A 26,480-nucleotide genomic window follows, 5' to 3' on the forward strand; every position below is an offset into this window, starting at 1 on the left:
GCCCGTGACCGTCCTCGCCTTCGACCAGCTCCTCACCGCCGCCGGCTGGCAGGCGGATGTCGCCGTCACCGTCGCGGACGGCCGCATCGCCGCGATCGGCCCGGCGGCGGGGCGCGCTGTCGCCGCTCGCCATGCGATCGGCGTGCCGGGGATCGCCAGCCTGCACAGCCACGCCTTCCAGCGCGGCATGGCGGGGCTCGCCGAGGTGCGCGGGCCGGGGGCGGACAGCTTCTGGTCCTGGCGCGAGACCATGTACCGCTTTGCGCTCACCATGACGCCGGACGACGTCGAGGCGGTGGCGGCGCAGCTCTATGCCGAGATGCTGGAGGCGGGCTTCACCCGGGTCGGCGAGTTCCACTATCTCCACCACGACCACGACGGCCGGCCCTATGCCGACCCGGCCGAGATGGCGGTGCGGATCGCGGCGGCGGCGGAGACGAGCGGCATCGGCCTGACGTTGCTGCCGGTGTTCTACGCCCACGCCGGCTTCGGCGGCACGCCGCCGGGCGACGGCCAGCGCCGCTTCGTCTCCAGCCTCGATCTCTACGACAAGCTGCTCGGCGGCGCCCGGCGCGCGGTGGCGGCGTTGCCGGGGGCCGTCGTCGGCGTCGCGCCGCACAGCCTGCGCGCGGTGACGCCGGAGGAACTCGGCCGCGTGGTGGACCTCGCCGGCACCGGTCCGGTCCACATCCACGTCGCCGAGCAGGTGCGGGAGGTGGAAGACTGCCTCGCCTGGTCGGGCCGGCGCCCGGTCGCCTTGCTGCTCGACCATGCGGCGGTCGACGCGCGCTGGTGCCTGATCCACGCGACGCACATGGACGCGGACGAGGTCCGCCGCCTCGCCGCCAGCGGCGCGGTCGCCGGGCTCTGCCCGATCACCGAGGCGAACCTCGGCGACGGCATCTTTCCGGGGGCGGCGTTCCTCGAAGCGGGCGGCCGCTACGGCGTCGGCAGCGATTCCAACGTCGAGATCGGCGTCGCCGCCGAACTCCGCCAGCTCGAATACGCCCAGCGCCTCGCGACCCGCAGCCGCAACGTGATGACCCGGCCGGGCCGCTCGACGGGGCGCAGCCTGTTCGACGCGGCGCTCGCCGGCGGCGGGCAGGCGCTCGGGGTCGCCACGACGGGTCTTGCCGTTGGCGCACCGGCCGACATCGTCACGCTCGGGGCCGACCACCCCGCCCTCGCCGGCCGCAGCGGCGACGCGTGGCTCGACGGATGGATCTTCAGCACCGGCAATGCCGCCGTCGATTGCGTCTATGTCGGCGGCAAGCCTCGCGTCAGCGGCGGCCGTCATGCTGCCAGGGAAAAGATCGCGGCCCGCTTTGCCGCCGTCATGCGCCGGCTCGCGGGCTGATCACGGCCGGGTGCAGCCAGCTTGCGGTTGACCGCGACGCAAACTTGCGCTTAGCATTCACCATTCACTGCCCCGGGGCCTTGACCCTCGGACGGCGGGACCGATCTCCGCAGTCTGCGCCGCGACCACGCCCGGCGTCTCTGCGTGATCGCGCGTGTCCCCTCGTTCACAGGTCGAAGCCACGGTCCACGGAAACGGCGCTCGCGCCGACGCCGCGGGCAGCAGGGCCTTCGATCCGGAGCGGCGCTCCGGCAGCGCAGGGTGGATCGGCCGCATGATCGTTTGTCACTGCAATGTCCTGTCGCGCGCCGATCTCGAGCGCACGGTCGACGAGCTTCTGGCCGAAGATCCGCTACGGGTGCTGACCCCCGGCCTCGTCTACATGACGATGGGCAAGCGCGGCCGCTGTTGCGGCTGTTTCCCGAACGCGATCGCCGTGATCTCGGCCTATGTCGACGCCTGCCGCGACCGCGACGATCTCGCGCGCCACCGCCGCGAGCATCCCGCCCCGGCGCCGCAGCCGGCCGTCGAGCCTGCGGCCGCGACCGGCCGCCGCCGTCGCACCGGCTGAGCCTCGTCCACCGATCGTTCCGTGCTGATCGCCGCCCTCAGGCCGGCGCCATGCCGAGCCGGCCCCAGCCGGGCAGCTTCAGCGCCGGGCGGCGCAGGTCGACGCCGGCGACGAGGCCGAGCAGGTTGAGCTCCGCCCCCTCCACCCAGCCGACCGTCACCCCGAACACGCCGCCGAGCGAGAGCTGCAGGCCGGTGCCCGACACGCTCGTGCCCGCATAGAACCAGCCGTCGCGGAAATCCTTGCCGATCGCCGTCGGCAGCAGGGCGGGGGCGAGCACCGGCACTTCCGCGGCGAGATGGGCGATGAAGGTGTTGGAGTTCGGCCCCGGCCAGGCGCGATAGCTGCCGCGGGCGGGGTAAGGATAGTCGCGCACCGCCTGCTCGATCACCGGCACGGCGGCCTCGGCCGCGGCGCCGGTCAGCGTCAGCAGGATTTCGGGTTCGTTGCCGTACCAGCGGCCGTCGGCGACGCGGTGGTTGGTGCGCACCGGCTCGCCCCAGCCGACCACGTCGTAGCGGGTATAGGTCTCCGCCCCGGCGCGCTTCAGCACGACCCAGCTGTGGTGTGCGAAGATCGAGCGCCAGTTGCCGACCCGCGCCGCCATCACGTGCACCACCGCCTCGTCCTCGACCATCTCGGCCGGCAGCAGCCCGGCCGACGACCAGTCGGCGCCCGACCACGAGCCGGGCCAGCCCGACGTCCAGCGCCACAGCGCGTGCGAGGCGAGCGGCAGCGTGAAGCAGACGAGGAGCACGAGAAGGATGAGGCGCCGCATGGAACTCCGGCCGGACCACGCCGCAGGGATTGGCGGCGGCAAGACGTGATGGTTTACGCGCAGGTGTGGCGAATGGATGGTGCAGGCGCCGCGCGGGCGACGATCTGGTGAAAGTCCTCAATCGGGCCGCTTGTTCCAGTCGCGCCCGAGCACGATCCGCGCCACCACCGGCAGCACCGCCATCATCAGGAGGAAGCGGGCGAGCTGGTGGGCGGCGACATAGGCCGGGTCGAGGTCGAGCGTGAAGGACAGGATCATCATCGCCTCCAGCCCGCCCGGCGCGAAGGCGATCATGGTCTGTCCGATCGGCAGGCCGGTCACGGCCGAGGTCGCGAGCGCTCCCGCCGCCGCGGCGACGAGGCCGATGGCGAAGGCGCCGATCCCCGGCCCGAGCGCGGCGCCGAGGCTGCGCCAGGTGCTGCCGGCAAAGCGCAGGCCGACGAAGCTGCCGAGCACGACGAAGCCGGCGATCTGCAGCGGCGCCGGCAGGCCGCCGTCGACGAGGCCGGTGAGGTGGACGAGCGCGCTGGCGACGAAGGCGCCGATCAGCCCGCCGCCCGGCACACCGACGACGACCGCGAGCCAGCCGCCGGCCGCGCCGAGCCCGATCTGCAGCAGGACGCCGCCGAGGTCGGCGGAATGCGCCATCGGCGGCAGCACGGCGGCCCCCGGCTCGTGCTCGAGCCAGAGGATCGCCGACGGCAGCACCGCGACGAGCAGGAACACCCGCATCGACTGCGAGAGCGCGACGCGGGCGAGATCGGCCTTGCTGCGGTCGGCGAGGATCATCACGAAGGACAGCGCGCCGGGCACCGAGGCGAAGAACGCCGAGTCGCGGTCCCAGCCGCAGCCGTGCTTCAGCCAGAGATAGACCGCGGCGCCGACGACGGCGACGGTGAGGCACAGCGCGACGAGGCTGATCGGCCACAGGCCCATCCGCTCGACGACGTCCGGCGTGACGCCTGCGCCCATCGAGATGCCGAGCAGGGCGAACACCACATCGCGCATCCGCGACGGCACCCGCGCCCGGAAGCCCGACAGCGTCGCCGCCCCGACGGCGACCATCGCGCCGGACAGCCAGGCGGCGGGCAGGTCGGCGAGATGGAACAGGGCGCCCCCGGCGGTGCCGATCAGGATCGCGACGAACACGGCGGCGGCATCGGGGAAGGATGGGCGTCGCACGCGGCACCTTTCGCTGGCGCCGTCCGGGCAGATCGACGGCGATGGCGAAGGCCGCGGCCGCTGCGGTCGGGATCACGGCGCCGATGACGCCGACCGGTGGTCCCTTCTAGAGGATCGATCGCGCGCCGGGAAAGCCCCGATTGTGCAGGCGAGCCGTGCACGCCCGCCGCCCCGGCCGGGACGGCGGCAGGGGGAGACGCCCCGAGGGGGCGGCGCTCAGTGCAGCGCGGCGCTGTTGCCGGCCGTCAGCACGATGCGGACGAGGTCGGCGGCATTGCGGGCGCCAAGCTTTTCCATGATGCGGGCGCGGTGCACCTCGATCGTCCGCGGCGAGATGCCGAGCCGGCGCCCGGCCTCCTTGTTGGAAGCGCCGGCGGTGATCTCGCGCAGCACGTCGAGTTCGCGCGGCGTCAGCCGGTCGCTGCCGGCAAAGCCGGGCGGCAGTTCGGCGCGGGCGGCGTCGTGCCGGCTCGCCAGCGCCTGACGGATCCGCGGCACCACGTCGTCGGGGTCGAACGGCTTTTCGATGAAGTCGACGGCGCCGAGCTTGATCGCGCTCACCGCCATCGGGATGTCGGCCTTGCCGGAGATCACGAACACGGGCGCGGGAAAGTTGGCCGCATCGAGTGCCTGCAGCACCTCGAGCCCCGACAGCCCCGGCATATGCGCGTCGAGCAGCACGCAGGCCGGCAACTCGCTCTTGATCGCTTCGAGGAAGCTGTCCCCGCCCTCGAAGCCGCGGGCGCGGAAGCCGTCGAGTTCCAGTACCAGGGCCAGCGCGTCACGGATGGCCGGGTCGTCGTCGACGATGAAGATGCAGTCCCTGCCGGATTCGCCCATGGTCAAGTCAACCCCCCGCCCCGATCGCGATCACCAGTGCGGATCATCTTATGAAACGTGATCCGACACTTTGTTCTAGCGCAACGGGCAACGGTATCCAGATGCCGGCCTACTCGACCTTCGGCCGCGGTGCCCGGCACCGGCCGGACGTTGGTCCAACGGACAGCGCGCGCCGGTGTCCCCGCCGCCGCGCGCGCCCGTTCCCCGCGCCGCTCCGCCTGCTGGCTGCGGTGACGCGAACCAGCCTGCGCGCGGTTTCGAGATGCCCGGCCCATCCCGCGGCGACACGGGAGTAACCCGCTACCGCGTGACGCTGCCAGATGCGCCTTACATCTACGAGACCGCGCCGGATCTGGATCTCGATCTCGATCACGATTTGATCGACATCGGTCGGCGGAGCGTCGGCGGCGGATTGGCGCCGACCGGCCCGGGTCATCGCGGGAACTGCCTCAGGCGGCGGGTTCGCGGCGGACGCTGCCGCCGAGCCACGTGGTGAGCCGGTCCGCGGCGGTGGAGAGGCTCGCCTCGCCGCGCGCGAAACAGAGCCGCATGAAGCCGGCCCCGGCCGCGCCGAACGCGGTGCCGGGGGCGAGGCCGACGTTCGCCTCGTCGACGAGGCGCAGGCCGAGCCGGCGCGTATCCGGCTCGCCGTCGATCGCGAAGAAGAGATAGAAGGCGCCCGCCGGCCGCAGTGTCCGCACCCGGCCGGTCGATTCCAGCGCCGTGCAGATGATGTCGCGCCCGCGCGCCGACCGCGCGATCTGGTGCTCGACGAAGGCCTCGCCGCGGTCGAGCGCGGCGACGGCCGCGCGCTGCATGAACACCGCGACGCCCGACGTCGAATACTGCACCAGATTGGCGAGCAGCGGCGTCATCGCCGGCGGCGCCGAAATCCAGCCGATCCGCCAGCCGGTCATCGCCCAGTTCTTCGAGAAGGTGTTGACGAAGATCACCCGGTCGTCGGGCGCGATCAGGTCGTAAAACGAAGCGGACCGCGCCGTGCCGTCGTAGACGAAGCGGTTGTAGACCTCGTCGGCGACGATCCACAGCCCTTGCCGGCGCGCAAGCTCGAGCACGGCGGCGAGCGTTGCGAGGTCGGCGGTCCAGCCCGTGGGGTTCGACGGCGAATTGATGAAGATCGCCCGCGTCTTCGGCGTGATTGCGGCTTCCAGCCGCTCGAGGTCGAGCGTCCAGCCGCTGCCGTCGAAGCCCATCGGCACCTCGACGGGCGTGCCGCCGGCGACCGCGAAGGCGCCCGCGAAATTCGGCCACGCCGGCGTCGGGATCAGCACCTCCTCGCCAGCCCCGGCGATTGCCGCGAGCGCGAGCTGGATCGCCTGCATGCCGGACGCGGTGACGACGAAGCGCTCGGGCTCGAACGGCCGGCCGAACAACGGGCCGTGCACCCGGTCGTGGTAGCGGGCCAGCGCCTCGCGCAGCTCCGGGATGCCGGCCTGCCGGGTGTAGAAGGTCTCGCCCGCCGCCAGCGACCGCGTCGCCGCCTCGTTGATGAAGGCGGGCGTTGCAAGGTCGCCTTCGCCGGCCCAGAGCGCGACGAGGCCCGGCCGGCCAAAGCCGTGGTTCATCACCTCGACGATGCCGCTCGCGGGCGCGTCGACCGCCGCGGGGCGAAGGCTGCCGAAAAGATCATGGCTCATGCTTGCATCACCTGCATCAGCCGCAGCCCTCTGGCGGCGGCCGTCTGGAAAGGCGCTGCCGGGCAGCGCGCCCGGCAGCGGTCTTGCGACTCGCGGCGGTCCGCCCGGCGTTACTTGCGGGCGAGCAGGTCGCGGATCTCGGTCAGCAGCACCTGCTCCTGCGAGGGGGCCGGCGGCACGGTGGGGGCCGCCGCTTCGGCCCGGCGCAGGCGGTTCATCGCCTTCACCACCATGAACAGCGCGAAGGCGACGATGGTGAACTTGATCACCGCGTTGACGAACTGGCCGATGTTCCACGTCGCCGCCCCGGCCGCCTTGGCGGCGGCGAGCGTCAGGTACGGTCCCGGCGTCGTGCCTTCGCGCATCGTGACGAAGATGTCGGAAAAGTCGACACCGCCGAGCACGAGACCGATCGGGGGCATCATCACGTCGTCGACCAGCGAGGACACGATGGTCCCGAACGCCGCGCCGATGATGATGCCGACGGCCATGTCCATCACGTTGCCCTTGAGGGCGAATTCCTTGAACTCCTTCAATATGCTCATGTCGGTTCCCACGCCCCCCTGATGGTCCGCTGCGGCGGAGACGCGCCTGTCCGGTGCCCGCCGCAGCGTCAACTGATAGCGGCTTTGCCGTGCCGGTTCACGCGGGATTTATGGGGCCGATCGATCGGCCGGAAGGCGCGGGGAGGGGCGGGACGGCGCGGGGCCACGCACTGAAGCCGGCTCAGGCTTTCGCCGCATGGACAAGCGGGGCGGTTCCGTGGTGCGATCGGCGGTGCGGCCCGCGAGCGAGGCCGGGGAGCGGCGGGGACCATGCTCGAAGGCTGGGTGATCATCACCGTCGCGGTCGCCTATCTCTGCCTGCTGTTCCTGGTGGCGAGCTGGGGCGACCGGCGCGGCCGGCGGCTGCCGCCCGGGGCCGGGCGGCCGATGATCTATGCGCTGTCGCTCGGCGTCTATTGCACCTCGTGGACCTTCTTCGGCTCGGTCGGCCTCGCCTCGACGCGCGGCTTCGACTTCCTCACCATCTATATCGGGCCGATCCTCGTCTTCCTCGTCGGCTATCCGCTGCTGCGCCGCGTCATCCAGCTCGCGAAGGCCGAGCACATCACCTCGGTCGCCGACTTCATTGCCGCCCGCTACGGCAAGAGCCAGACGGTGGCGGCCGTGGTGACGCTGATCGCGGTGACCGCGACGATCCCCTACATCGCGCTGCAGCTGAAAGCCGTCTCGAGCTCCGTCGTGACGCTGATCGGCTACGGCGACGCCGTGGGGCCGCTGCCGCCGGTGCCGGTGATCGGCGACCTCGCGCTGCTCGTCGCGCTGATCATGGCGCTGTTCGCGGTGCTGTTCGGCACCCGCCACATCAACGCGACCGAGCACCAGGAAGGCCTGATGCTGGCGATCGCCGCGGAATCGGCGGTGAAGCTCGTCGCCTTCCTCGTCGTCGGTGCCTACATCACCTACGGCCTCAACGACGGCGTCGGCGACCTGATCGACAAGGCGACCGCGGCCGGCCACCTCGACCTCTTCACCGGCCCGCTCGACGGCGGCACCTGGATCGCGCAGATCCTGCTGTCGAGCTTTGCGATCATGATGCTGCCGCGGCAGTTCCACGTCACGGTGGTCGAGAACAACTCCGACGGCGAGCTGCGCCGCGCCGCCTGGATCTTTCCGCTCTACCTCGTCGCCATCAACCTGTTCGTCGCGCCGATCGCGCTGGCCGGCCTGCTCGCCTTCGGCTCGGGCGTCCCCGGCGACAACTACGTGCTGGCGCTGCCGATGCTGGCCGGCAACGGGCTGATGACGCTGATCGCCTTCATCGGCGGCCTCTCGGCGGCGACCGCGATGGTGATCGTCGCCTCGGTGGCGCTGTCGATCATGATCTCGAACGACTTCGTGATCCCGTTCCTGCTGCGCCAGCGCACCGACGAGACCTTCGCCGCGAAGGACATGGGCAAGGTGCTGCTCAACGTCCGCCGCATGGCGATCCTCGGCGTGCTGCTCTGCGCCTATGTCTACCACCGCTTTGCCGGCAACACGGGCGGCCTCGCCAGCATCGGCCTGCTCTCCTTCGCCGCCATCGCCCAGCTCGGCCCCGCCTTCCTGCTCGGCCTCGTCTGGCGCCGCGGCACGGCGCGCGGCGCCATCGCCGGGATGTCGTCGGGCTTTGCGGTCTGGGGCTACACGCTGCTGCTGCCCAACCTCGTCGCCTCCGGCGTCATCGCCCCGGCGATCCTCGTCGACGGCCCCTTCGGCATCACGATGCTGCGGCCGCAGTCGCTGTTCAATTTCGCCGTCGACCCGTTCACCCACGGCGTGTTCTGGAGCCTCGCGGTCAATCTCGTCGCCTTCGTCTTCGTGTCGCTGATGCGGCCGCCCGCGCCGATCGAGCGGATGCAGGCGACCGTCTTCGTGCCCACCGCCTTCACCCCGGCCCCGTCCTATCGCCGCTGGCGCACCTCGACGACGGTCTACGACCTGAAATCCACCGTCGCCCGTTACATCGGCCCCGAGCGCGCCGACCGTTCCTTCGCGCGCTTTGCCCGCGAGAACGAGGTGACGCTGGAGCCGCTGCACCCGGCGAGCGTCGACCTGCTGCGCTTCGCCGAGCAGCTGCTTGCGGGTGCCATCGGCGCCGCCTCCTCACGCCTCGTGCTGACGCTGCTGCTGAAGCGCTCCGACCCGTCGACCAAGGCGGCGATGAAGCTGCTCGACGATGCCTCCGAGGCGATCCAGTATTCGCGCGACCTGCTGCAGATCGGCATCGACCAGGTGGCGCAGGGCATCGCGGTCTACGATGCCGACCTCCGCCTCGTTTGCTGGAACCGCCGCTTCCGCGACCTGCAGGCGCTGCCCGCCGAGTTCGGCCAGGTCGGCACGCCGCTGACCGAGATCCTGCGCTTCAACGCCGAGCGCGGCTTCTACGGCGCCGGCCGGCCGGAAAGCCTCGTCGACGACCGCATCGGCCGCTACATCACGCGGATGGACGTCACCTACGAGGCGCTGGCGCCGCTCGGCACCGTGCTGGAAATCCGCACCAGCCCGATGCCGGACGGCGGCTTCGTGATGACGACGACCGACATCACCGAGCGCATCGAGGCCGAGCGGGCGCTGGCGCGGGCCAACGAATCGCTGGAGCGCCGCGTCGTCGAGCGCACCGAGGCGCTGACCGTCGCCAACGCCGCGCTCGCCCGCGCCAAGGCCGCCGCCGACGAGGCGAACATCGGCAAGACGCGCTTCCTCGCCGCCGCCAGCCACGACATCCTGCAGCCGCTCAACGCCGCCCGGCTCTACACCACCGCCCTGGTCGAGCGCCTCGCCGACAGCTCGCCCGGCCGCGACATCCGCAACGTCGACGCCTCGCTGGAAGCCGTGGAGGAAATCCTCGGCGCCGTGCTCGACATCTCGCGCCTCGACACCGGCTCGCTGAAGCCCGAGATCGGCCTCGTCCGCATCGACGACATCCTCGGCCAGCTCGGCCTCGAGTTCGCGCCCGCCGCCGCCGCGCGCGGGCTGAAGCTCACCGTCGTGCGCTCCGGCCTCACCGTGCGCTCCGACCGGCGCCTGTTGCGCCGGCTGCTGCAGAACCTCATCTCCAACGCCATCAAGTACACGCCCGAAGGCCGCGTGCTGGTCGGCTGCCGGCGCCGTGGCGGGCGGGTGCTGGTGCAGGTCTATGATACCGGCCTCGGCATTCCCGAGGCGCAGCAGAAGGTGATCTTCGAGGAGTTCCACCGCCTCGACCAGGGCGCCCGCATCGCGCCCGGCCTCGGCCTCGGCCTGTCGATCGTCGAGCGCATCGCGCGGGTGCTCGACCACGCCGTCAGGGTGCGCTCGGCGCCGGGGCGCGGCTCGCTGTTCGAGGTGGCGCTGCCGGCGGCCCCCGCGCTGCCGCGCAGCGAGCTCCCCGCCGAGCCGGCAAGAATCCCGGCGGCCGACCTCGCCGGCATCCAGGTGCTCTGCATCGACAACGAACCCGCGATCCTCGCCGGCATGGCGACCCTGCTCGGCGGCTGGGGCTGCGAGGTGCTCACCGCCGCGAACGCTCGCGAGGCGACGCGCCTCCTGCACGAAACCCGCTTCCGCCCGGACGTGATGCTGGTCGATTACCACCTCGACGAGGGCACCGGCGTCGAGGCGATCGCGCACCTGCGCTGGCGCTTCGGCGACCGCATTCCGGCGGTGCTGGTGACGGCGAACCGCTCGCCGGACCTGCGCGCCGAGGCGCAGGACAAGGGCATCGGCCTGATGTTCAAGCCGGTGAAGCCGGCGGCGCTGCGCGCGCAGCTCGCCCAGTACCGCGCCAGCCGCAACGCGGCGGAATAGGCCGGGCGCGATAGCAGAAGGGGAGCCTAGCGCTCGTCGCCCGAGAGCAGTTTCAGCCCGACGATACCCGAGAGGATCAGCGCGAAGCAGACGATGCGGCCGATGCTGCGATCCTCGCCCAGCATGATCATGCCGTAGGCAGCCGTGCCGAGCGCGCCGATGCCGACCCAGACCGCATAGGCGGTGCCGATCGGCAGCGTGCGGCTGGCGAGCGAGAGCAGGTACATGCTCATCGCGATGAAGAACACGCAGAACAGGCTCGGCAGCAGCCGGGTGAACCCGTCGGTCCTCGGCATCGCCGCCGCGTAGACGATCTCGGCGCAGCCCGCGAGGATCACCAGTATCCAGCCCATCTCTTCACTCTCCACACCATGTCACAGCCCGCTCGGGGCCGGCACGACACGCAAGCCCCGTGCCTGCGAGCTGCGGCCTGTCAGACGCGTCCGGGCAGATCGAGCACGCGCAGCAGCTCGTTCGCCCACAGCCGCCCGGCGCGCTCGGGGTGGAGATGATGGTCGAGCGGGTTGGGATGGCGCATCGCGTCGGCGACGAAACCGGTGGCGGGGTCGCGCACCAGCGCGCCGATGTCGATGAAGGCGAGCCCGCGCGCGGCGCAGCCGGCGGCGAGCCGGGCGTTGTAGTCGAGGGTGAGCGCCGTGCGCTCGGCCATCGTCGCGGTGACGCTGCGCCTGAGATGCGCGACCTCGCCGTCGAATGCGCCGTCGCGGATGGTCGGCAGCGTCGCGCCGGTGACGATCAGGTCGCGGTAGCCGGCGGCGACCAGCTCCTCGAGGAACTCGAAATAGGCGGCGAGCGCCTGGCTGAGCTGGCTCTCGATGTCCTCGCCATATTTCGCGGCGCGGTGCCAGATCACGAAGCCGCAGTCGACCTCGCCGAGCTGGAACACCGGGATCACCCCGGCCCGGAACGGCAGCAACGCGCTGCGAAACTTCTGCAACGCCTGCGTCTTCGACGTCGGATGCCGCAGGCCGACGGCCGTTGCGCCGCCGACACGCTTGAACCGGCAACTGAGCGGCCCGAGCCAGCCGCGATCATAGGCATACTCGATGGGCAGCAGGTGACTGTCACCGCAGACATAGAGCCGCGGCAGCCCGGGCCGGGTGACGCGCGCCGCGAGCCGGCGCAGCATCGCGGCGAGGCGCTCGCCAGGCGGGATCGCAAAGCCGTCGCGATAGCGGACCTTGCGGCGGCGGCGCTTGAAGAGAGCCATTCTGGTCTGATGCCCCGATGAAAGTCGCAACGCGGCGGCGCGCCTTGCACCGCGCATCGGCGAGCGGCTTTTACCCGCGTTCAGCCGGTCGGAGCAACGGTTCAGTCGGCAATCGCCGCCGTCACCGCGGCGACGAAGCCGGCGAGGTCGTCGGTGGTGAACTCGACGTGGGGGGCGACGTCGCCTTCGAGTTCCCAGGCTTCGCGGAACACTTCGCGCGTGCCGGTCGGCACGATCAGCACGGTGTGCATGCCGAGGGCGTGCGGCACGACGAGATTGCGCGACAAGTCCTCGAACATCGCCGCCCGTGCCGGCGCGACGCCGGTCGCCGCGAGGAAGCGATCATAGGTTTCGCGGTTGGGCTTGGGCAGCAGGTCGGCGGCGACGATGTCGAAGGTGTCGCTGAAATGGCCCGCGATCCCGAGCCGCTCCACCGTCTTCTCGGCATGGCGGCGCGAGCCGTTGGTGAAGATGTACTTCTTGCCGGGCAGGGCGGCGAGGGCGGTGCCGAGCGCGGGATCCGGCTCGATCACCGAATGGTCGATGTCGTGCACATACTCGAGGAAGTCGTCGGGGCAGACGCCGCGCTCTTCCATCAGCCCGCGCAGCGTGGTGCCGTAGCGGCGGTAGTAGTCCTTCTGCACGGCATTGGCCGCCTCGGGCGCGAGATCGAGCAGCTTCGCGAGATAGTCGCGGATCCGCACGTCGACCTGGCCGAACAGGTTCGAGTGCGCCGGATAGAGCGTGTTGTCGAGGTCGAAGACCCAGGCCTCGGTGCCGCGGAAAATGCGCAGGTCGTGGAGATGGGCATGGCTCCCCTCGCGGGGACGGAACGGCATCACGGTCAAGGCAAGGGTCCTGTCTTCGCCTTCGGGAAGACAGGATATAGGGCATTCGGCGGGGAAGCGTTAACGCGCCCCGGCCGAACGCCGCTTTTCCGGCCGTCAGCGGGTGATCAGCGTGCCGGCGCCGTGCTCGGTGAAGATCTCGAGCAGCACCGAATGCGGCGTGCGGCCGTTGACGATCACGACCCCCTCGACGCCGCGGTCGAGCGCGTCGATGCAGGTCTCGACCTTCGGGATCATGCCGCCCGAGATGGTGCCGTCGGCCATCAGCCGATGCGCCTCGGCGACCGAGAGCTCCTTGATCAGCTGGCCGTCGCGGTCGAGCACGCCGGGCACGTCGGTGAGGAACAGGAGCCGCGTCGCGCCGATCGCCCCGGCAATCGCCCCCGCGAAGGTGTCGGCGTTGACGTTGTAGGTCTCGCCGTCGACGCCGGGCGCGACGGGGGCGACCACCGGGATCAGTTCGTCCTGCACCACCATGTGCAGCACCGCCGGATTGACCCGCTTCGGCTCGCCGACGAAGCCGAGGTCGATGATCTTCTCGATATTGGAATCGGGGTCGCGCATGGTGCGGGTCACGCGCTGCGCCTCGACCATGTTGCCGTCCTTGCCGCAGAGGCCGATGGCGCGGCCGCCCTCGGCGTTGATCGCGGAGACGATCGACTTGTTGATCGAGCCGGCGAGCACCATCTCGACGATCTCGACGGTCGCCTTGTCGGTGACGCGCAGCCCGGCGCGGAACTCGGACTTGATGCCGAGCTTCTCCAGCATCTTGCCGATCTGCGGTCCGCCGCCGTGCACCACGATCGGCTTCATGCCCGACTGCTTCAGCAGCACGATGTCGCGGGCGAAGGCGCGCGACAGCTCCTCGTCGCCCATGGCGTGGCCGCCGTACTTCACCACAATGTACTTGTCGTCGTAGCGCTGCATGTAGGGCAGCGCCTCGGAGATGATCCGCGCCCGCGAGACCGAGGTCTCCTGATCCGGCGGGACGGCGTCGACGGTCGCGGTGGTCATGCGCGGAACTCCGGAAAGCGGACGGGAAAGGCGGTGCGCGTCCCCGGCTCATGGCAGGGGCGCCGGACGGCGACCGCGTATAGCCGGAATTATGTGGCGGCTCAATGACGGCGGGGGAAATCGGTGGCGGGAGGAGGGTGCTGACGCCCGATCGGCCACCTTGGTGTTGTCCAAGTATTTATGAGGCTGGCCAATCAAACGCTCAGCCGACAGGTACGAAGTTCGGAGGGTCAGGCGCCTCGGCTTTTCCCTCGCCCTTCGAGACAGCCGCTTTGCGGCTTCCTCAGGATGAGGGAAAAGGATAAACGGCTGTCGGAAAACAAGAAATTTCCTCGGAGGCCTCATCCTGAGGAGACCCGGAACGGGTCGTCTCGAAGGAAGAGGCCGGGTGCGCCCACCGCAGAGATGCCGTCATGGTCCGCCTGCGCGGACCATGACATCTTTGGAAACAACAACTTGCGAAGCGGGCGTACCTGCCCACTCGCCCGACCGCCCCGGCTCACTTCTCCACGAAGGCCTTCTCGATCACGTAGTGACCGGGCGAGGAGTGGGAGCCTTCGATGTAGTCACGGCTCTTCAGCAGCGCGACCATGTCGGCGAGCATCGCCTCGCTGCCGCAGATCATCACGCGGTCGTCCTCGAAGGCGAGCGGCGGCAGGCCGAGGTCGGTCGGGATGCGGCCGTCGGCGAGCATCTCGGTGACGCGGCCCTGGTGCACGAAGGGCTCGCGCGTCACGGTCGGATAGTAGAGCAGCTTGCCTTCGGCATATTCGCCGAGGATCTCGTCGGAGGCGATCGCCTCGACCGTCTCGCGGCCATAGGCGAGCTCGTCGATGAAGCGGCAGCCGTGGATCAGGATGACGTGCTCGTAGCGCTCGTAGACCGTCGGGTCCTTGATGATCGACACGAACGGCGCGACGCCGGTGCCGGTCGAGACGAGGTAGAGCCGCTTGCCGGGCAGCAGGCTGTCCTGCACCAGGGTGCCGGTCGGCTTGCGGCCGACGAGGATCTGGTCGCCGACGTTGATCTGGGAGAGGCGCGAGGTCAGCGGGCCGTTCGGGACCTTGATCGAGAAGAACTCGAGCTCGTCCTCGTGGTTGGCGCTGGCGATCGAATAGGCCCGCACCAGTGGCCGGCCGTCGACCGGCAGGCCGATCATGACGAACTGGCCGTTCTCGAAGCGGAAGCCCCGATCGCGCGTGATCTTGAAGCTGAACAGCCTGTCGGTCCAGTGCCGGACGTCGAGGACGGTTTGAGGTTCGAAGGCCGCCATGCCGTGCTCCGTGTGGACGATCGTTTGTACACACACAATCAGGCAGCCGACCGTCCCTGTCAATGTGACTGCGCGGGCCTACATGCCGAAAAACCCGGCGTGCGTCGACCCAATTCGGTGCACGGCGGCTATTCTTCCGCCGTGCGCGTCGCATGGTCGCGTCAGGATCGACGGTCGGCCGCGCGCTCCGCACGATGGCGAGCAGCGCGGCGGAACCGCCGGAGGGGCCCTGAACCGATCAGGGCCGGGACCGCTCAGAGCTTGCCGATGCGGCCGAAGGCGTCGGCGTCGATGCCGAGGCGGGTCAGGTCGCTGCGGCGCGGCTTGCGGTTCGCTTCGACGGCGCCTGCGACGGAGGCCGCGGCCGAAACGGTCGCGAACAGGCTGCGGACGGGGCCGAGGAAGGTGCGGGCAGACATCTGAGATCTCCTTGACGAGCGGGCCGGCGGCGATGGCCGTCGGCGTTTCGCTCACGAGGTTTATGTAGGCGTTGTGCACTGCGGCAGAAGCGACGTTTCGTCGTGCCAGCCATGCGGAAAACCATGGTCGGTTAACGAGGTCTTGCGCGGGACACGCGGGTGAAATTCCTGCTTGCGATGGCGCGGCCAGCCCGGACAATGCGCGCCAGGCGACGGCGGGACCTCCGCGCGAACGATCGCCGCGCGGGCCGATCGCGGCCGAGGCAGGGAGGACGGCAGCGATGGCGAACCGGGCGACGGGCGGGCGCGGCGGCGCGAAATCCACCGGCGACGCAGCGGACCTCGCCGCGACGCGCCCCTGGCTCGCCGCCTATCCCGCCGGCACCGCGGCCGAGATCGACCTCGCCGCGCTTCCCACGCTGCCGGCGCTCATCGATGCCGCCGTGGCACGGTTCGCGGCGCGCCCCGCCACCGAGAGCTTCGGCAAGCGCCTCACCTATGCGGAGGTCGGCGCGGCGGCGCGGGCGGTGCAGGCCTGGCTCGAGGGGCAGGGCCTGCGGCCCGGCGACCGCGTCGCGCTGATGATGCCGAACGTGCTCGCCTACCTGCCGGTCCTGTTCGGCGTGCTGCGCGGCGGCTTCACCGTGGTCAACGTCAATCCGCTCTATACGCCGCGCGAACTCGGCGTCGCGCTCGCCGACTCCGGCGCCCGGGTCCTCGTCGTGCTGGAGAACTTCGGCCACACGGCGCAGGCCGCGCTGCCCGGCACCGCGGTGGAGACGGTTGTCGTCGTCAGCCCCGGCGACCTGATGGGCGCCAAGGGCCTCCTCGTCAACTTCGTCTCCCGCCGGGTGAAGAAGGCGGTGCCGGCCTTCGCGATCCCCGGCAGCGTGCGCCTCGGGCGCGTGCTCGGCGCCGGCCGCCGCCGGGCGCCGTCGGCGATCGCCGCCCGGCCGGACGACGTCGCCTTCCTGCAGTATACCGGCGGCACCACCGGCGTCGCCAAGGCCGCGATGCTGACGCACTGCTGCGTCGCCGCCAACGTCATGCAATGCGGCGCCTGGCTCGGGCCGTTCCTGTCGGACGACCGTCCGCCCGTCATCATCACGGCGCTGCCGCTCTATCATATCTTCGCGCTGACGGCCTCGGCGCTGCTGATGGCGCATCTCGGCGCGCTGCAGGTGATGATCGCCAACCCGCGCGATATCCCGGCTCTGGTGAAGACGATGCAGGGGCGCCCGTTCAGTGCCATAATCCTCGTCAACACCCTCGCCAACGCGCTGCTCAACCACCCGGATTTCAAGACGATCGACTTCTCGAAACTGGAGCTCGCCGTCGCCGGCGGCATGGCGGTGCAGGCGGCGGTGGCCGAGCGGTGGAAGGCCGTCACCGGCCGGCCGATCGTCGAGGGCTACGGGCTCTCGGAAACCTCGCCCGTCGTCTGCTGCAACCGGCCGGACATCGCCGCCTGGAACGGCGCCATCGGCTATCCGGTGCCCTCGACCGAGATCTCGATCCGCGACGCGGACGGCCGCCCGGTCGGCGCCGGCGAACAGGGCGAACTCTGCGTGCGCGGCCCGCAGGTCATGGCCGGCTACTGGCGCCGGCCCGACGAGACCGCCCGCACCATGACCGCCGACGGCTTCCTGCGCACCGGCGACATCGCGGTGATGGCGCCCGACGGCCTCGTGCGCATCGTCGACCGGCTGAAGGACATGATCCTCGTTTCCGGCTTCAACGTCTATCCGAACGAGGTCGAGGACGTGCTTGCCGCCCATCCCGGCGTGCTGGAGGTCGCCGTGATCGGCCGGCCCGACCCGCGCTGCGGCGAGGCGGTCGTCGCCTATGTCGTTCGCCGCGACGCATCGACGGACGCCGAGGCGCTCACCGCGCACGCCCGCGCCGGGCTGACCCCCTACAAGATCCCGCGCGAATTCATCTTCGTCGAGGCGCTGCCGAAGACCAACGTCGGCAAGATCCTCCGCCGGGCCTTGCGCGAGGCGCCGCCGGTCGGGTGAGGGGGCTGCTTTGCCGTGGGGCTTCCCCCCTCCCTGTCCCTCCCCCGCTTCGCAGGAGAGGGGACGATGGGCGAGAGGACTTTCGCAAAACAGCGACTGCGCCGAAGCGAGACTTCAGTGACGCGGGAGTTCCATCCTCCTGCGTCCCCTCTCCTGCGAAGCGGGGGAGGGACAGGGAGGGGGGAGGCCACACGGCACAACCCCCATCGTTCACCAATCGGCGACAGTCTCACCACATCCCGCGGCTTTGTCTTCGGATCGGAATGACCGATATTCGCTCCATCGACGACCGGGTGATCGACCCCGGCCGCAACAGGAGCAAAAGCCATGGACCTCGCCCTCGGCGGCATCCATCACCTCACCGCCGTCACCGCGAAGGCGCGCGAGAACGCCGCCTTCTACACCGGCGTGCTCGGCCTGCGCCTCGTCAAGAAGACCGTCAACCAGGACGACACCAGCGCCTATCACCTGTTCTACGGTGACGGCGCCGCCTCGCCGGGCTCGGACATCACCTTCTTCGAGTGGCCGGTGCCCCCGGCGCGCCGCGGCACCCACTCGGTGGTGCGCACCGCGTTCCGGGTGAACGGCGCCTCGCTCGGCTGGTGGCGCGACCGCCTGCGCGCCGCGAACGTCGCGACCGGCGACGTCGTGCTGCGCGACGGCCGCGAGAGCCTCGCCTTCGAGGACCCTGAGGGCCAGCGCCTGCTGCTGGTCGACGACGGCGGCGCCGGCGACTTCCACCCCTGGGAGCGCAGCGCGGTACCGGCCGAGCACCAGATCCGCGGCCTCGGCCCGATCACCATGTCGGTGCCCGACCTGAAGCGCACCGAGCCGGTGCTGACGCGCGTCATGAACATGCGCGAGGTGCGCGACTACGCCTATCCGGAGACGCCCGAGCACCGCGTGCACGTCTTCGAGATGGGCCCCGGCGGCCCGGCGGCGGAACTCCACGTCGTGGTCGAGCCCGGCCTGCCGTTCGCCCGCGAAGGCGCCGGCGGCGTGCACCACGTCGCGTTCCGGACGCAGGACTATGCGAGCCTTGCGGAATGGACGCAGCGCGTCGGCAGCTTCCGGGTGCCGTCGAGCGGCGAGGTCGAGCGCTACTACTTCCGCTCGCTCTATTTCCGCGAGCCGAACGGCGTGCTGTTCGAGATCGCCACCGACATCCCCGGCTTCACCGCCGACGAGCCGCTGGAGACGCTGGGTGAAAAGCTGGCGCTGCCGCCGTTCCTCGAGCCGCGCCGCGCCGACATCGAGCGCGGCCTGAAGCCGATCTGACGCCGGCCGGCTGGTCCCCGCCGAAGTCGCGCCTGACGCGGCGGCGGGGGCCGGCGGCAGGGCGAGCAGCCGCCACCGACCGCGACCGGCGCCGTGCGCGCCGTCCCGATATCCGGCCCGAGCGGCCGATCCCTTCGAGGGGAGACGACATCATGAGCCTTGAGACCATCGGCGGCAGCGGGCCGCACAAGGGCCAGCGGATCTGGCACGCCGGCGCCCCGCTCGGCGAGGCGGTCGCGGCCGTCATCCTGCTGCACGGCCGCGGCGCCAGCGCGCCCGACATCCTCGGCCTCGCCGACGCCTTCGCCCGGCGCGACGTCGCCTATTTCGCGCCGCAGGCGGCGCACCGCACCTGGTATCCCTACCGCTTCCTCGAGCCGACGGCGAGCAACGAGCCCTATCTCGCCTCGGCCCTGGCGGCGGTGTCGGACCTCGCCGCGGCGATCGCGGCGGGCGGCGTGCCGCGCGAGAAGATCGTGCTCGCCGGCTTCTCGCAGGGCGCCTGCCTCGCGCTCGAAAGCGCCGCGCGCCATCCCGGCCGCTGGGGCGGCGTCGTCGCCTTCAGCGGCGGCCTGATCGGCAGCGACGCCGAACTCGGCGGCCACGCCGGCGACCTCGCCGGCACGCCGGTGCTGATCGGCTGCAGCGACGTCGATTTCCACATCCCGCTGGAGCGGGTGCAGGCCTCGACGCGCGAGATGACGCGCCTCGGCGCCGCCGTCGACGAGCGGATCTATCCGGGCATGGGCCACAACATCAACGACGAGGAAATCCGCCTCGCCCAGAGCCTGCTCGCCGGCGTGGCGCTGCAGCCGGCCCGGAACTGACACGGAGCTGACGCGGAGCGCCGGGCGGGCCACGATCCGCCCGGCGTTGCGCCCGCCGCCGCCGTCCCCGTATGCTGGTCCTTGATGGCGAGGCGAACGGGGCGGCGGACGGGCATGGGGGTGGACAGGCCGAAGTTCCGGCGGGCGCCGGCCGAGGAGCGCCGCGACGACCTGATCGCCGCGGCGCTGCGCTCGATCGCGCGCGACGGCCACGCCGGCGTTTCCGTCCGCCGCATCGCGGCCGAGGCCGGCGTTTCGATCGGCCTGATCAACCACTATTTCCCGAGCATCGACGACCTCGTCGCCAGCGCCTACGAGCAGACCGCGACCCGCTTCCTGCATCTGATTCTCGACGAGGTGGCGAAAGCCTCGCCCTCGCCGCGCGCCCGCCTGTCGGCGTTTCTCAAAAGCTCGTTCGCGCCGCCGATCCTCGATCCGGCGCTGCTGCATGTCTGGGTGGTGTTCTGGAGCCTCACGGTGCATTCGGCGCCGCTGCGCGAGATCCAGGCCCGCACCTGGGCCGACTATCGCGGCGCGCTGGAAGTCTACCTCGCCGACTGCCTCGCCGATGCCGCGGCCGGTCCGGGCGGCGGCCTCGGCACCGCGCGCGCCGCCCTCGGCCTCGGTGCCCTGCTCGACGGGCTCTGGCTCGAATGGTGCCTCAACCCGCAGAGCTTCGAGCCGGAAGACGGCATCGCCATCTGCGAGGCCTACATCGACGGCCTGCAGCGTCCCGCCGCGACAACTTGAGCCGCGCGGCGCCCTCGCCGCTGCGCGGCCGTTGCCTCGCCGGCCGGTTTCCCTTAAGGGGCTTCATCCGACAGAAATGCCTGTTTTCCGAGGGAGCCGCCATGACCACCTTGAGCCTCGCCGCCACCATCGACGCCGCCTGGGAGGCCCGCGCCGAGGTCAGCACCACGACCCGGGGCGAGGTCCGCGACGCCGTCGAGACGGCGCTGGCGCTGCTCGATTCCGGCAAGGCGCGCGTCGCCGAGAAGGTGGATGGCGACTGGGTCGTGCACCAGTGGCTGAAGAAGGCGGTGCTGCTGTCGTTCCGCCTCAACGACATGGGCTTCATCCCCGGCGGCCCCGGCACGTCGGGCTGGTGGGACAAGGTGCCCTCGAAGTTCGAGGGCTGGGGCGCGCCCGAGTTCACCGCCGCCGGCTTCCGTGCGGTGCCGAACGCCGTCGTGCGCCGCTCGGCCTATGTCGCGCCCGGCGTGGTGCTCATGCCGTCCTTCGTCAACCTCGGCGCCTATGTCGACAGCGGCACCATGGTCGACACCTGGGTCACCGTCGGCTCCTGCGCCCAGATCGGCAAGAACGTGCACCTCTCCGGCGGCGTCGGCATCGGCGGCGTGCTGGAGCCGATGCAGGCGAACCCGACCATCATCGAGGACAACTGCTTCATCGGCGCCCGCTCCGAGGTGGTCGAGGGCGTCATCGTCGGCGAAGGCTCGGTGCTCTCCATGGGCGTCTTCATCAGCGCCTCGACCAAGATCATCGACCGCTCGACCGGCGAGGTCTTCGTCGGCCGCGTGCCACCCTATTCCGTCGTCGTCTCCGGCAACCTCCCCGGCAAGCCGCTCCCCGACGGCACCCCCGGCCCGTCGCTCTACTGCGCGGTGATCGTCAAGCGCGTCGACGAGCAGACGCGGTCGAAGACGTCGATCAACGAGCTGCTGCGGGATTGAGGCTGCTGGCGACGCCCTGACGTGCTGCGGCTCCCCCCCTCCCTGTCCCTCCCCCTCGAGGGGGGAGGGGACCAGAACAGCACGGCCCCGGCGATGATCGTCCCCTCCCCCCTCGAGGGGGAGGGACAGGGAGGGGGGGAGGTTGCGGTGATCCGAGGAGCCCCCATGCCCACCCCCGCCGACCCCGTCGCCATCGCCCGCGACCTGATCCGCTGCCCCTCCGTCACCCCGGCGGAAGCCGGCGCACTCTCCTATCTCGAACACCTCCTCGCCCCCGCCGGTTTCAGCGTCGACCGCCCGGTGTTCTCCGAACCCGGCACGCCCGACGTCGAGAACCTCTTCGCCGGGATCGGCAGTGGCGCCCGCCACCTCTGCTTTGCCGGCCATACCGACGTGGTGCCGCCGGGCGACACCGCCGCCTGGCGCCACGATCCCTTCGCGGGCGACATCGCCGAGGGCCGGCTCTATGGCCGCGGCGCGGTCGACATGAAGGGCGGCATCGCGGCCTTTGCCGCCGCGGCGCTCGACTTCGTCGCGGCGCGCGGTCCGGACTTCGGCGGGCGGATCTCGTTCCTCGTCACCGGCGACGAGGAGGGGCCGTCGGTGAACGGCACGGTGAAGCTGCTCGCCTGGGCGGCCGCGCGCGGCGAGCGGCTTTCCGCGGCGATCGTCGGCGAGCCGACCAATCCGGCAGCCCTCGGCGACATGATCAAGGTCGGCCGCCGCGGCTCGCTGTCGGGCACGCTGACGATCCGCGGCCGGCAGGGCCACGTCGCCTATCCGCACCTCGCCGACAACCCGGTGCGCGCGCTGCCGGCCTTCCTCGCCGCGCTGCTGCATCCGCCTCTCGACGCCGGCACCGACCGCTTCCAGCCGTCGAACCTCGAAGTAACGTCGGTCGAGACCGACACCAAGGTGGTCAACGTCATCCCGGCGCGGATCGAAGCCCGCTTCAACGTGCGCTTCAACGACCGCTGGACGCCGGAAACGCTGAAGGCCGAGATCGCGGCGCGGGTCGAGCGGGCGCGGGCCGAAACGCCGCTGCGCCGCGGCGAGCTGCCGCCGGTAGAGGCGGAACTGGCGTTCCTCCCCGTCGTCTCCGACGTCTTCCTCACCCATGCACCCGACCTCGTCGAGACGCTTGCCGCCGCCGTCGAGGCCGAGACCGGGCGCCGCCCGGCGCTCTCCACCAGCGGCGGCACCTCGGACGCCCGCTTCATCAAGGACTATTGTCCGGTGGTGGAGTTCGGCCTCGTCGGCGATACCATGCACATGGTCGACGAGCGGGTGCCGGTCGCCGACCTCGTCACGCTGGCGGCGATCTACCGCCGCTTCCTCGACGCCTATTTTGCCTGAGGGGCTCAACGCCGCCGCGTGGCGCTGCGATGATGCACCGGACGGGCGATGCGGGACCTGATTCGCACCCCGCGCGGCGCGCGCGGCCCGCTGCAGAGACTGTGAGCAACCGGGCAGCATGGCGATCCTCGACTATACCTCGCGTTCGCTGAAGGGTGCGTTCCGGCTGCTGCGCGGCGATCCGCAGGGCCTGCGCGACCTCGACCTCACCGTCGCCGGCTTCTGGATCTCGTTCCTCACCATCGTGCTGGTGCTGCCGTTCCAGGCCGTGCTGATCATGGGCGAGCGGGAGACGGCGATCGCGACCAGCGCACATTCCCCCGACACCTTCCCGACCGGGGCGCTCACCGTCGCCCGGCTCGCCGGCTTCGTGCTGCACTGGATCGACTATCCGATCGTCATCGCGCTGCTGGCGCCGCTGCTCGGCTTCACCCGGCGCTACGTCCCCTTCATCGTCGCCCTCAACTGGGTGGCCCCGATCGTCATGGTGCCGGCGATCTTGCCGAGCCTGCTGATGAGCCTCGGCATCATCGGCGTCGAGGCGGAGCTGATGCTGAGCCTCGTGGTGATGCTGGCGCTGATCTGGCTGCAGTACGTCGTCACCCGGGTGACGCTGATGACCTCCGTCGCGATCTCGATCGGCCTCGTCGTGCTCGACATCGCCGTGCTGCTCGCCGCCGATGCCATGCTGGACCGCCTCGCCGGCGTCTGAGCGGGGCGGCCGACCGTCATACGATCTCCGCGAACAAATGCTGCGCTGCCGCGTTCACCAGCCCACGGGCCGCAACTGGCGGCACCAGGGAGACCGAACACGCATGGACGTTATCCGCATCCTCATCGCCATCCTGCTGCCGCCGCTCGGCGTGTTCCTGCAGGTCGGCATCGGCCTGCACTTCTGGCTGAACATCCTGCTGACGCTGCTCGGCTACATCCCCGGCATCATCCACGCGATCTGGGTGATCATCCGCAAATGAACGCCGCCGCGCGCGTCAGGCCGGGAGAAGGCGGCGCCGCGGCCGACGACCGCGCACGCCAGCTCGCCGAGATCGACCGGCTCGCCACCTGGCTCGACAGCCGCTGGCGCATCCCCGGCACCTCCTGGCGCTTCGGCCTCGATGCCGTCGCCGGCCTGGTGCCGGGCCTCGGCGACGCGGCCGGCGGCCTCGTCTCGGCCTTCCTGATCCTGCGTGCCCGGCAGCTCGGCCTGCCGACCCACGTGCTGGTGCGCATGATCGGCAATGTCGCGATCGACACCCTCGTCGGCAGCGTACCGCTGCTCGGCTCGGTCTTCGACGTCGCCTTCAAGGCGAACCGCCGCAACGTGCGCCTGCTGCGCAACCACCTCCAAGGCGAGATCCTGCCGCCGGAGCGGCGCTGAACCCGGCGCCGCCCGCCTCCGCTTTCAGTATTCGATCTTGGTGAGATAGAGCCCGTGCGGCGGCGCCACCGGGCCGCAGGCGGCGCGGTCGCGCGCGGCGAGGGCGGCGGCGAGATCCGCCTTCGTCCAGCCGCCCGCCCCGACCTGCCGCAACGAGCCGACCAGCGAGCGGACCTGATTGTGCAGGAACGAGCGCGCGTGCACCTCGACGTGGATTTCTTCGCCGACCCGCCGGATGTCGAGCCCGTCGAGCGTCTTTTCCGGGCTCCTCGACTGGCATCGCGTCGAGCGGAAGGTCGTGAAATCGTGGTGGCCAACGAGCACGGTCGCGGCATCGGCCATGGCGTCGATGTCAAGGCCCTTCTTCACGTGCCAGGCCCGCAGCCGGTCGAGCGCCAGCGGCGGCCGTCGGTCGGCGATCCTGTAGAGATAATGCCGCCGCAGCGCCGAGAAGCGCGCGTCGAACTCCTCGCCGACGACGTCCGCGGCGAGGATCGACACCGGATGCGGCTCCATGAAGTGGTTGAGCGCATCGCGCATCGCCCGTGCCGGTACGGTTTTCACGAGGTCGACGTGGGCGACCTGGCCGAGAGCGTGCACGCCGGTATCGGTGCGCCCGGCGCCCTTCAGCGTGATCTCCTCGCCCGACAGCGCGAGGATCGCCTGTTCGATGACGCCCTGCACGCTGACGCCGTTCGCCTGGCGCTGCCAGCCGACGAAGGGCGTGCCGTCGTATTCGATGAGGAGGCGATAGCGCGGCATGGACCTCAGCCGAGCGCCGTGAACGCCGGCGGATAATTCGCCTTGAACGGGCCGAGCGGCACCGAGCGGAACCAGCGCGCCTGCATGTGCGGCCCGTCCCACGGCGTCTGCAGCATCTTCGCCTCGCCGGCGGTGAAGCCGAAGCGGCGGTAGTAGTCCGGGTCGCCGAGCACGAGGCAGACCGCCTCGCCGGATTTCGCGAGCCGCGTCAGCCCCGCCTCCGCGAGCGCCGAGCCGATCCCGCTGCGCTGCCGGTCCGGCCGCACCGACAGCGGCGCGAGCGCGGTGGCGTGCAGGAACGGGAACGACAGTCTGACGCGCGCAAAACCGGCGTGGCCGACGATCTCGCCGCCTTCGACCGCGACCAGCGACAGCGCGAGATCGTCGGATTCGCGCAGCGCGGCGACGAGGTCTGCCTCGGCGCGCTGGCCGAAGGCGGCCGCGACGACGGCATCGATCGCGCCGGCGTCGGCGGGCGTTGCGTCGCGAATCTCGATCGTCGGCATCGGCGTGTCCTTGGGGTCAGGCGGGCAGGGCGAGCAATGCGCCGGGGGCGAGGCGTGCACCGTTCAGGAAGGCGGAAAAATCCATCGGCTTGCCACCGGCCCGCTGCACCGACACCAGCCTTACGGTCCCGCTGCCGCAGGCGACCTCGCCGGTGGCGGCGATCAGCGTGCCCGGCGCGGCGCTGGCGGCTGAATCGGCGCGGGCCGTGCGCAGCACCTTCACCCGCTCCAGCCCCTTGCCGAGATCGGCCTCGAAGAAGGCGCCGGGGAACGGCGACAGGCCGCGCACGTGATCATGCACGGCCGCCGCCGGCAGCGTCCAGTCGATCCGGCCCTCGGCCTTGTCCAGTTTCTTCGCGTAGGTCGCGCCCTCCACGGCTTGCGGCGTGAAGCCGAGCCCGCCGCGTGACAGCGCCGCGAGCGCCCGCACCATCAGGTCGGCGCCGAGCCCGGCGAGGCGGTCGTGCAGGTCGCCGGCGGTCATGTCCGGGTCGATCGCCAGCTTCTCCGCCATCGCCACCGGCCCGGTGTCGAGCCCGGCCTCCATCCGCATCACCATGACGCCGGTCTCGGTGTCGCCGGCCATGATCGCGCGGTTGATCGGCGCCGCGCCGCGCCAGCGCGGCAGCAGCGAGGCGTGCAGGTTGAGGCAGCCCTCCGCCGGCGCGTCGAGGGCGGCCTGCGGCAGCAGCAGGCCATAGGCGACGACGACCGCGACGTCGGCGTCGAGGCCGGCGAAGGTCGCCACCGTCTCGGGATCGCGGAAGGTCGGCGGCGTGAACACCGGAATGCCGAACCCCGCCGCCTGCTCGTGTACCGGCGACCGCCGCTCCGCCATGCCGCGCCCGGCGGGCCGCGGCGGCTGCGTATAGGCGGCGACGACCTCGTGCCCGTGCCCGACGATCTCGACAAGCGTCGGCACCGCGAAGTCGGGCGTGCCCATGAAGACGACGCGAAGGCTCAAGGCGCGGGCTCCGGGTTGGATTGGCGTGGCGCCGGTGATGGCCCGAAGGCGGGGCGGCGTCAACCGGGGAGGTCGGCGCATGCCGATGCCATACCGTGTGGCCTCCCCCCTCCCTGTCCCTTGTAAGTTACCTCTGCCGTCCTCTGGTACAGTGCCAGGTGCGGCGTCGGATGCGCGACCGCCGGTCCCTGGGTC

At 71.0% G+C, this 26,480-nt stretch carries 26 protein-coding genes; 12 read left to right on the plus strand and 14 right to left on the minus strand.

What is annotated here, in order from left to right; translation table 11 throughout:
* Positions 1–4: 4 nt before the first annotated feature.
* Positions 5–1,357 (plus strand): formimidoylglutamate deiminase, encoded by a 1,353-nt coding sequence (locus I5731_RS06520; protein WP_328838295.1) that lies wholly within the window; start codon positions 5–7, stop codon positions 1,355–1,357.
* Positions 1,358–1,631: 274 nt separating this feature from the next.
* Complete coding sequence (locus I5731_RS06525) at positions 1,632–1,928, plus strand: hypothetical protein (protein ID WP_197310564.1); 297 nt, start codon at positions 1,632–1,634, stop codon at positions 1,926–1,928.
* A 37-nt stretch (positions 1,929–1,965) separates the two neighbouring features.
* On the opposite strand, the gene I5731_RS06530 is transcribed toward I5731_RS06525, so the two are convergent.
* The 5 genes from I5731_RS06530 to mscL all read right to left on the minus strand — a co-directional run bounded on the left by I5731_RS06530 (position 1,966) and on the right by mscL (position 6,925).
* Entirely contained in the window at positions 1,966–2,706 is a 741-nt protein-coding gene (locus I5731_RS06530; RefSeq protein ID WP_197310565.1) for a DUF3750 domain-containing protein, read from the minus strand.
* Positions 2,707–2,823: 117 nt separating this feature from the next.
* Entirely contained in the window at positions 2,824–3,888 is a 1,065-nt protein-coding gene (locus I5731_RS06535; RefSeq protein WP_197310566.1) for an AbrB family transcriptional regulator, read from the minus strand.
* 216 nt (positions 3,889–4,104) lie between these two features.
* Complete coding sequence (locus tag I5731_RS06540; protein ID WP_197310595.1) at positions 4,105–4,728, minus strand: response regulator transcription factor; 624 nt, start codon at positions 4,726–4,728, stop codon at positions 4,105–4,107.
* Between the two features lie 449 nt (positions 4,729–5,177).
* Positions 5,178–6,386 (minus strand): pyridoxal phosphate-dependent aminotransferase, encoded by a 1,209-nt coding sequence (locus tag I5731_RS06545; protein WP_197310567.1) that lies wholly within the window; start codon positions 6,384–6,386, stop codon positions 5,178–5,180.
* A 110-nt stretch (positions 6,387–6,496) separates the two neighbouring features.
* The gene (gene mscL / locus I5731_RS06550) at positions 6,497–6,925 is read right to left on the minus strand and encodes a large-conductance mechanosensitive channel protein MscL (RefSeq protein WP_197310596.1); all 429 of its coding nucleotides are present in this window, start codon (positions 6,923–6,925) and stop codon (positions 6,497–6,499) included.
* A gap of 276 nt (positions 6,926–7,201) precedes the next feature.
* Here mscL and I5731_RS06555 point away from each other — a divergent pair, with 276 nt between their 5' ends.
* Complete coding sequence (locus I5731_RS06555; RefSeq protein WP_197310568.1) at positions 7,202–10,717, plus strand: PAS domain-containing hybrid sensor histidine kinase/response regulator; 3,516 nt, start codon at positions 7,202–7,204, stop codon at positions 10,715–10,717.
* A gap of 26 nt (positions 10,718–10,743) precedes the next feature.
* Here I5731_RS06555 and I5731_RS06560 read toward each other — a convergent pair whose 3' ends face one another.
* The 6 genes from I5731_RS06560 to I5731_RS06585 form a co-directional block, all read right to left on the minus strand.
* Positions 10,744–11,070, minus strand: coding sequence for a DMT family transporter (locus I5731_RS06560; RefSeq protein ID WP_197310569.1), 327 nt, complete (start codon positions 11,068–11,070; stop codon positions 10,744–10,746).
* An 80-nt stretch (positions 11,071–11,150) separates the two neighbouring features.
* On the minus strand, positions 11,151–11,948 hold the full coding sequence (locus tag I5731_RS06565; RefSeq protein WP_235981588.1) for a hypothetical protein: 798 nt from the start codon (positions 11,946–11,948) through the stop codon (positions 11,151–11,153).
* A gap of 101 nt (positions 11,949–12,049) precedes the next feature.
* Positions 12,050–12,787: a pyrimidine 5'-nucleotidase gene (locus I5731_RS06570; RefSeq protein WP_197310598.1), complete on the minus strand. Its 738-nt coding sequence runs from the start codon at positions 12,785–12,787 to the stop codon at positions 12,050–12,052.
* A gap of 105 nt (positions 12,788–12,892) precedes the next feature.
* Positions 12,893–13,723 carry an acetylglutamate kinase gene (argB, locus tag I5731_RS06575; RefSeq protein ID WP_407941827.1) on the minus strand — a complete coding sequence of 277 codons (831 nt, stop codon included), beginning with the start codon at positions 13,721–13,723 and terminating at the stop codon, positions 12,893–12,895.
* A gap of 586 nt (positions 13,724–14,309) precedes the next feature.
* Positions 14,310–15,083 (minus strand): ferredoxin--NADP reductase, encoded by a 774-nt coding sequence (locus I5731_RS06580; protein ID WP_197310571.1) that lies wholly within the window; start codon positions 15,081–15,083, stop codon positions 14,310–14,312.
* 254 nt (positions 15,084–15,337) lie between these two features.
* Positions 15,338–15,502: a hypothetical protein gene (locus tag I5731_RS06585; protein ID WP_197310572.1), complete on the minus strand. Its 165-nt coding sequence runs from the start codon at positions 15,500–15,502 to the stop codon at positions 15,338–15,340.
* Positions 15,503–15,783: 281 nt separating this feature from the next.
* On the opposite strand from I5731_RS06585, the gene I5731_RS06590 reads away from it, so the two are divergent.
* The 9 genes from I5731_RS06590 to I5731_RS06630 all read left to right on the plus strand — a co-directional run bounded on the left by I5731_RS06590 (position 15,784) and on the right by I5731_RS06630 (position 24,053).
* Positions 15,784–17,520: an AMP-binding protein gene (locus I5731_RS06590; protein WP_197310573.1), complete on the plus strand. Its 1,737-nt coding sequence runs from the start codon at positions 15,784–15,786 to the stop codon at positions 17,518–17,520.
* A 327-nt stretch (positions 17,521–17,847) separates the two neighbouring features.
* Positions 17,848–18,798: a ring-cleaving dioxygenase gene (locus I5731_RS06595; protein ID WP_197310574.1), complete on the plus strand. Its 951-nt coding sequence runs from the start codon at positions 17,848–17,850 to the stop codon at positions 18,796–18,798.
* 152 nt (positions 18,799–18,950) lie between these two features.
* Positions 18,951–19,625, plus strand: coding sequence for an alpha/beta hydrolase (locus I5731_RS06600; RefSeq protein ID WP_197310575.1), 675 nt, complete (start codon positions 18,951–18,953; stop codon positions 19,623–19,625).
* A 120-nt stretch (positions 19,626–19,745) separates the two neighbouring features.
* Complete coding sequence (locus I5731_RS06605; protein ID WP_197310576.1) at positions 19,746–20,375, plus strand: TetR family transcriptional regulator C-terminal domain-containing protein; 630 nt, start codon at positions 19,746–19,748, stop codon at positions 20,373–20,375.
* 101 nt (positions 20,376–20,476) lie between these two features.
* On the plus strand, positions 20,477–21,319 hold the full coding sequence (gene dapD / locus I5731_RS06610) for a 2,3,4,5-tetrahydropyridine-2,6-dicarboxylate N-succinyltransferase (RefSeq protein ID WP_197310577.1): 843 nt from the start codon (positions 20,477–20,479) through the stop codon (positions 21,317–21,319).
* Between the two features lie 165 nt (positions 21,320–21,484).
* Positions 21,485–22,675, plus strand: coding sequence for a succinyl-diaminopimelate desuccinylase (gene dapE / locus I5731_RS06615; RefSeq protein WP_197310578.1), 1,191 nt, complete (start codon positions 21,485–21,487; stop codon positions 22,673–22,675).
* A gap of 118 nt (positions 22,676–22,793) precedes the next feature.
* On the plus strand, positions 22,794–23,387 hold the full coding sequence (locus tag I5731_RS06620) for a hypothetical protein (RefSeq protein WP_197310579.1): 594 nt from the start codon (positions 22,794–22,796) through the stop codon (positions 23,385–23,387).
* 103 nt (positions 23,388–23,490) lie between these two features.
* Complete coding sequence (locus I5731_RS06625) at positions 23,491–23,649, plus strand: YqaE/Pmp3 family membrane protein (RefSeq protein WP_197310580.1); 159 nt, start codon at positions 23,491–23,493, stop codon at positions 23,647–23,649.
* Positions 23,646–24,053, plus strand: coding sequence for a DUF4112 domain-containing protein (locus I5731_RS06630; protein ID WP_197310581.1), 408 nt, complete (start codon positions 23,646–23,648; stop codon positions 24,051–24,053). The genes I5731_RS06625 and I5731_RS06630 overlap by 4 nt, the downstream gene beginning before the upstream one ends.
* Before the next feature lie 24 nt (positions 24,054–24,077).
* Here the strand turns inward: I5731_RS06630 and truA are convergent, their stop codons facing one another.
* Genes truA through fmt form a run of 3 tightly spaced genes read right to left on the minus strand, consistent with a single transcriptional unit; the run spans position 24,078 to position 26,285 of the window.
* Positions 24,078–24,815 carry a tRNA pseudouridine(38-40) synthase TruA gene (gene truA / locus I5731_RS06635; protein WP_197310582.1) on the minus strand — a complete coding sequence of 246 codons (738 nt, stop codon included), beginning with the start codon at positions 24,813–24,815 and terminating at the stop codon, positions 24,078–24,080.
* 5 nt (positions 24,816–24,820) lie between these two features.
* On the minus strand, positions 24,821–25,321 hold the full coding sequence (locus tag I5731_RS06640; RefSeq protein WP_197310583.1) for a GNAT family N-acetyltransferase: 501 nt from the start codon (positions 25,319–25,321) through the stop codon (positions 24,821–24,823).
* Between the two features lie 16 nt (positions 25,322–25,337).
* Entirely contained in the window at positions 25,338–26,285 is a 948-nt protein-coding gene (gene fmt, locus I5731_RS06645; protein WP_197310584.1) for a methionyl-tRNA formyltransferase, read from the minus strand.
* Positions 26,286–26,480 lie beyond the last annotated feature (195 nt).

Source organism: Methylobrevis albus (assembly GCF_015904235.1).
In the GTDB taxonomy this organism is placed as follows: domain Bacteria; phylum Pseudomonadota; class Alphaproteobacteria; order Rhizobiales; family Pleomorphomonadaceae; genus Methylobrevis_A; species Methylobrevis_A albus.

Coding starts and splice junctions, on each gene's coding strand:
- I5731_RS06525 (WP_197310564.1), top strand. CDS start 1,632: ATGATCGTTTGTCACTGCAATGTCCTGTCGCGCGCCGATCTCGAGCGC.
- I5731_RS06530 (WP_197310565.1), bottom strand. CDS start 2,706: ATGCGGCGCCTCATCCTTCTCGTGCTCCTCGTCTGCTTCACGCTGCCG.
- I5731_RS06540 (WP_197310595.1), bottom strand. CDS start 4,728: ATGGGCGAATCCGGCAGGGACTGCATCTTCATCGTCGACGACGACCCG.
- I5731_RS06545 (WP_197310567.1), bottom strand. CDS start 6,386: ATGAGCCATGATCTTTTCGGCAGCCTTCGCCCCGCGGCGGTCGACGCG.
- I5731_RS06555 (WP_197310568.1), top strand. CDS start 7,202: ATGCTCGAAGGCTGGGTGATCATCACCGTCGCGGTCGCCTATCTCTGC.
- I5731_RS06560 (WP_197310569.1), bottom strand. CDS start 11,070: ATGGGCTGGATACTGGTGATCCTCGCGGGCTGCGCCGAGATCGTCTAC.
- I5731_RS06565 (WP_235981588.1), bottom strand. CDS start 11,948: ATGGCTCTCTTCAAGCGCCGCCGCCGCAAGGTCCGCTATCGCGACGGC.
- I5731_RS06570 (WP_197310598.1), bottom strand. CDS start 12,787: ATGCCGTTCCGTCCCCGCGAGGGGAGCCATGCCCATCTCCACGACCTG.
- argB (WP_407941827.1), bottom strand. CDS start 13,723: ATGCAGCGCTACGACGACAAGTACATTGTGGTGAAGTACGGCGGCCAC.
- I5731_RS06580 (WP_197310571.1), bottom strand. CDS start 15,083: ATGGCGGCCTTCGAACCTCAAACCGTCCTCGACGTCCGGCACTGGACC.
- I5731_RS06585 (WP_197310572.1), bottom strand. CDS start 15,502: ATGTCTGCCCGCACCTTCCTCGGCCCCGTCCGCAGCCTGTTCGCGACC.
- I5731_RS06590 (WP_197310573.1), top strand. CDS start 15,784: ATGGCGAACCGGGCGACGGGCGGGCGCGGCGGCGCGAAATCCACCGGC.
- I5731_RS06595 (WP_197310574.1), top strand. CDS start 17,848: ATGGACCTCGCCCTCGGCGGCATCCATCACCTCACCGCCGTCACCGCG.
- I5731_RS06600 (WP_197310575.1), top strand. CDS start 18,951: ATGAGCCTTGAGACCATCGGCGGCAGCGGGCCGCACAAGGGCCAGCGG.
- dapD (WP_197310577.1), top strand. CDS start 20,477: ATGACCACCTTGAGCCTCGCCGCCACCATCGACGCCGCCTGGGAGGCC.
- dapE (WP_197310578.1), top strand. CDS start 21,485: ATGCCCACCCCCGCCGACCCCGTCGCCATCGCCCGCGACCTGATCCGC.
- I5731_RS06620 (WP_197310579.1), top strand. CDS start 22,794: ATGGCGATCCTCGACTATACCTCGCGTTCGCTGAAGGGTGCGTTCCGG.
- I5731_RS06625 (WP_197310580.1), top strand. CDS start 23,491: ATGGACGTTATCCGCATCCTCATCGCCATCCTGCTGCCGCCGCTCGGC.
- I5731_RS06630 (WP_197310581.1), top strand. CDS start 23,646: ATGAACGCCGCCGCGCGCGTCAGGCCGGGAGAAGGCGGCGCCGCGGCC.
- truA (WP_197310582.1), bottom strand. CDS start 24,815: ATGCCGCGCTATCGCCTCCTCATCGAATACGACGGCACGCCCTTCGTC.
- I5731_RS06640 (WP_197310583.1), bottom strand. CDS start 25,321: ATGCCGACGATCGAGATTCGCGACGCAACGCCCGCCGACGCCGGCGCG.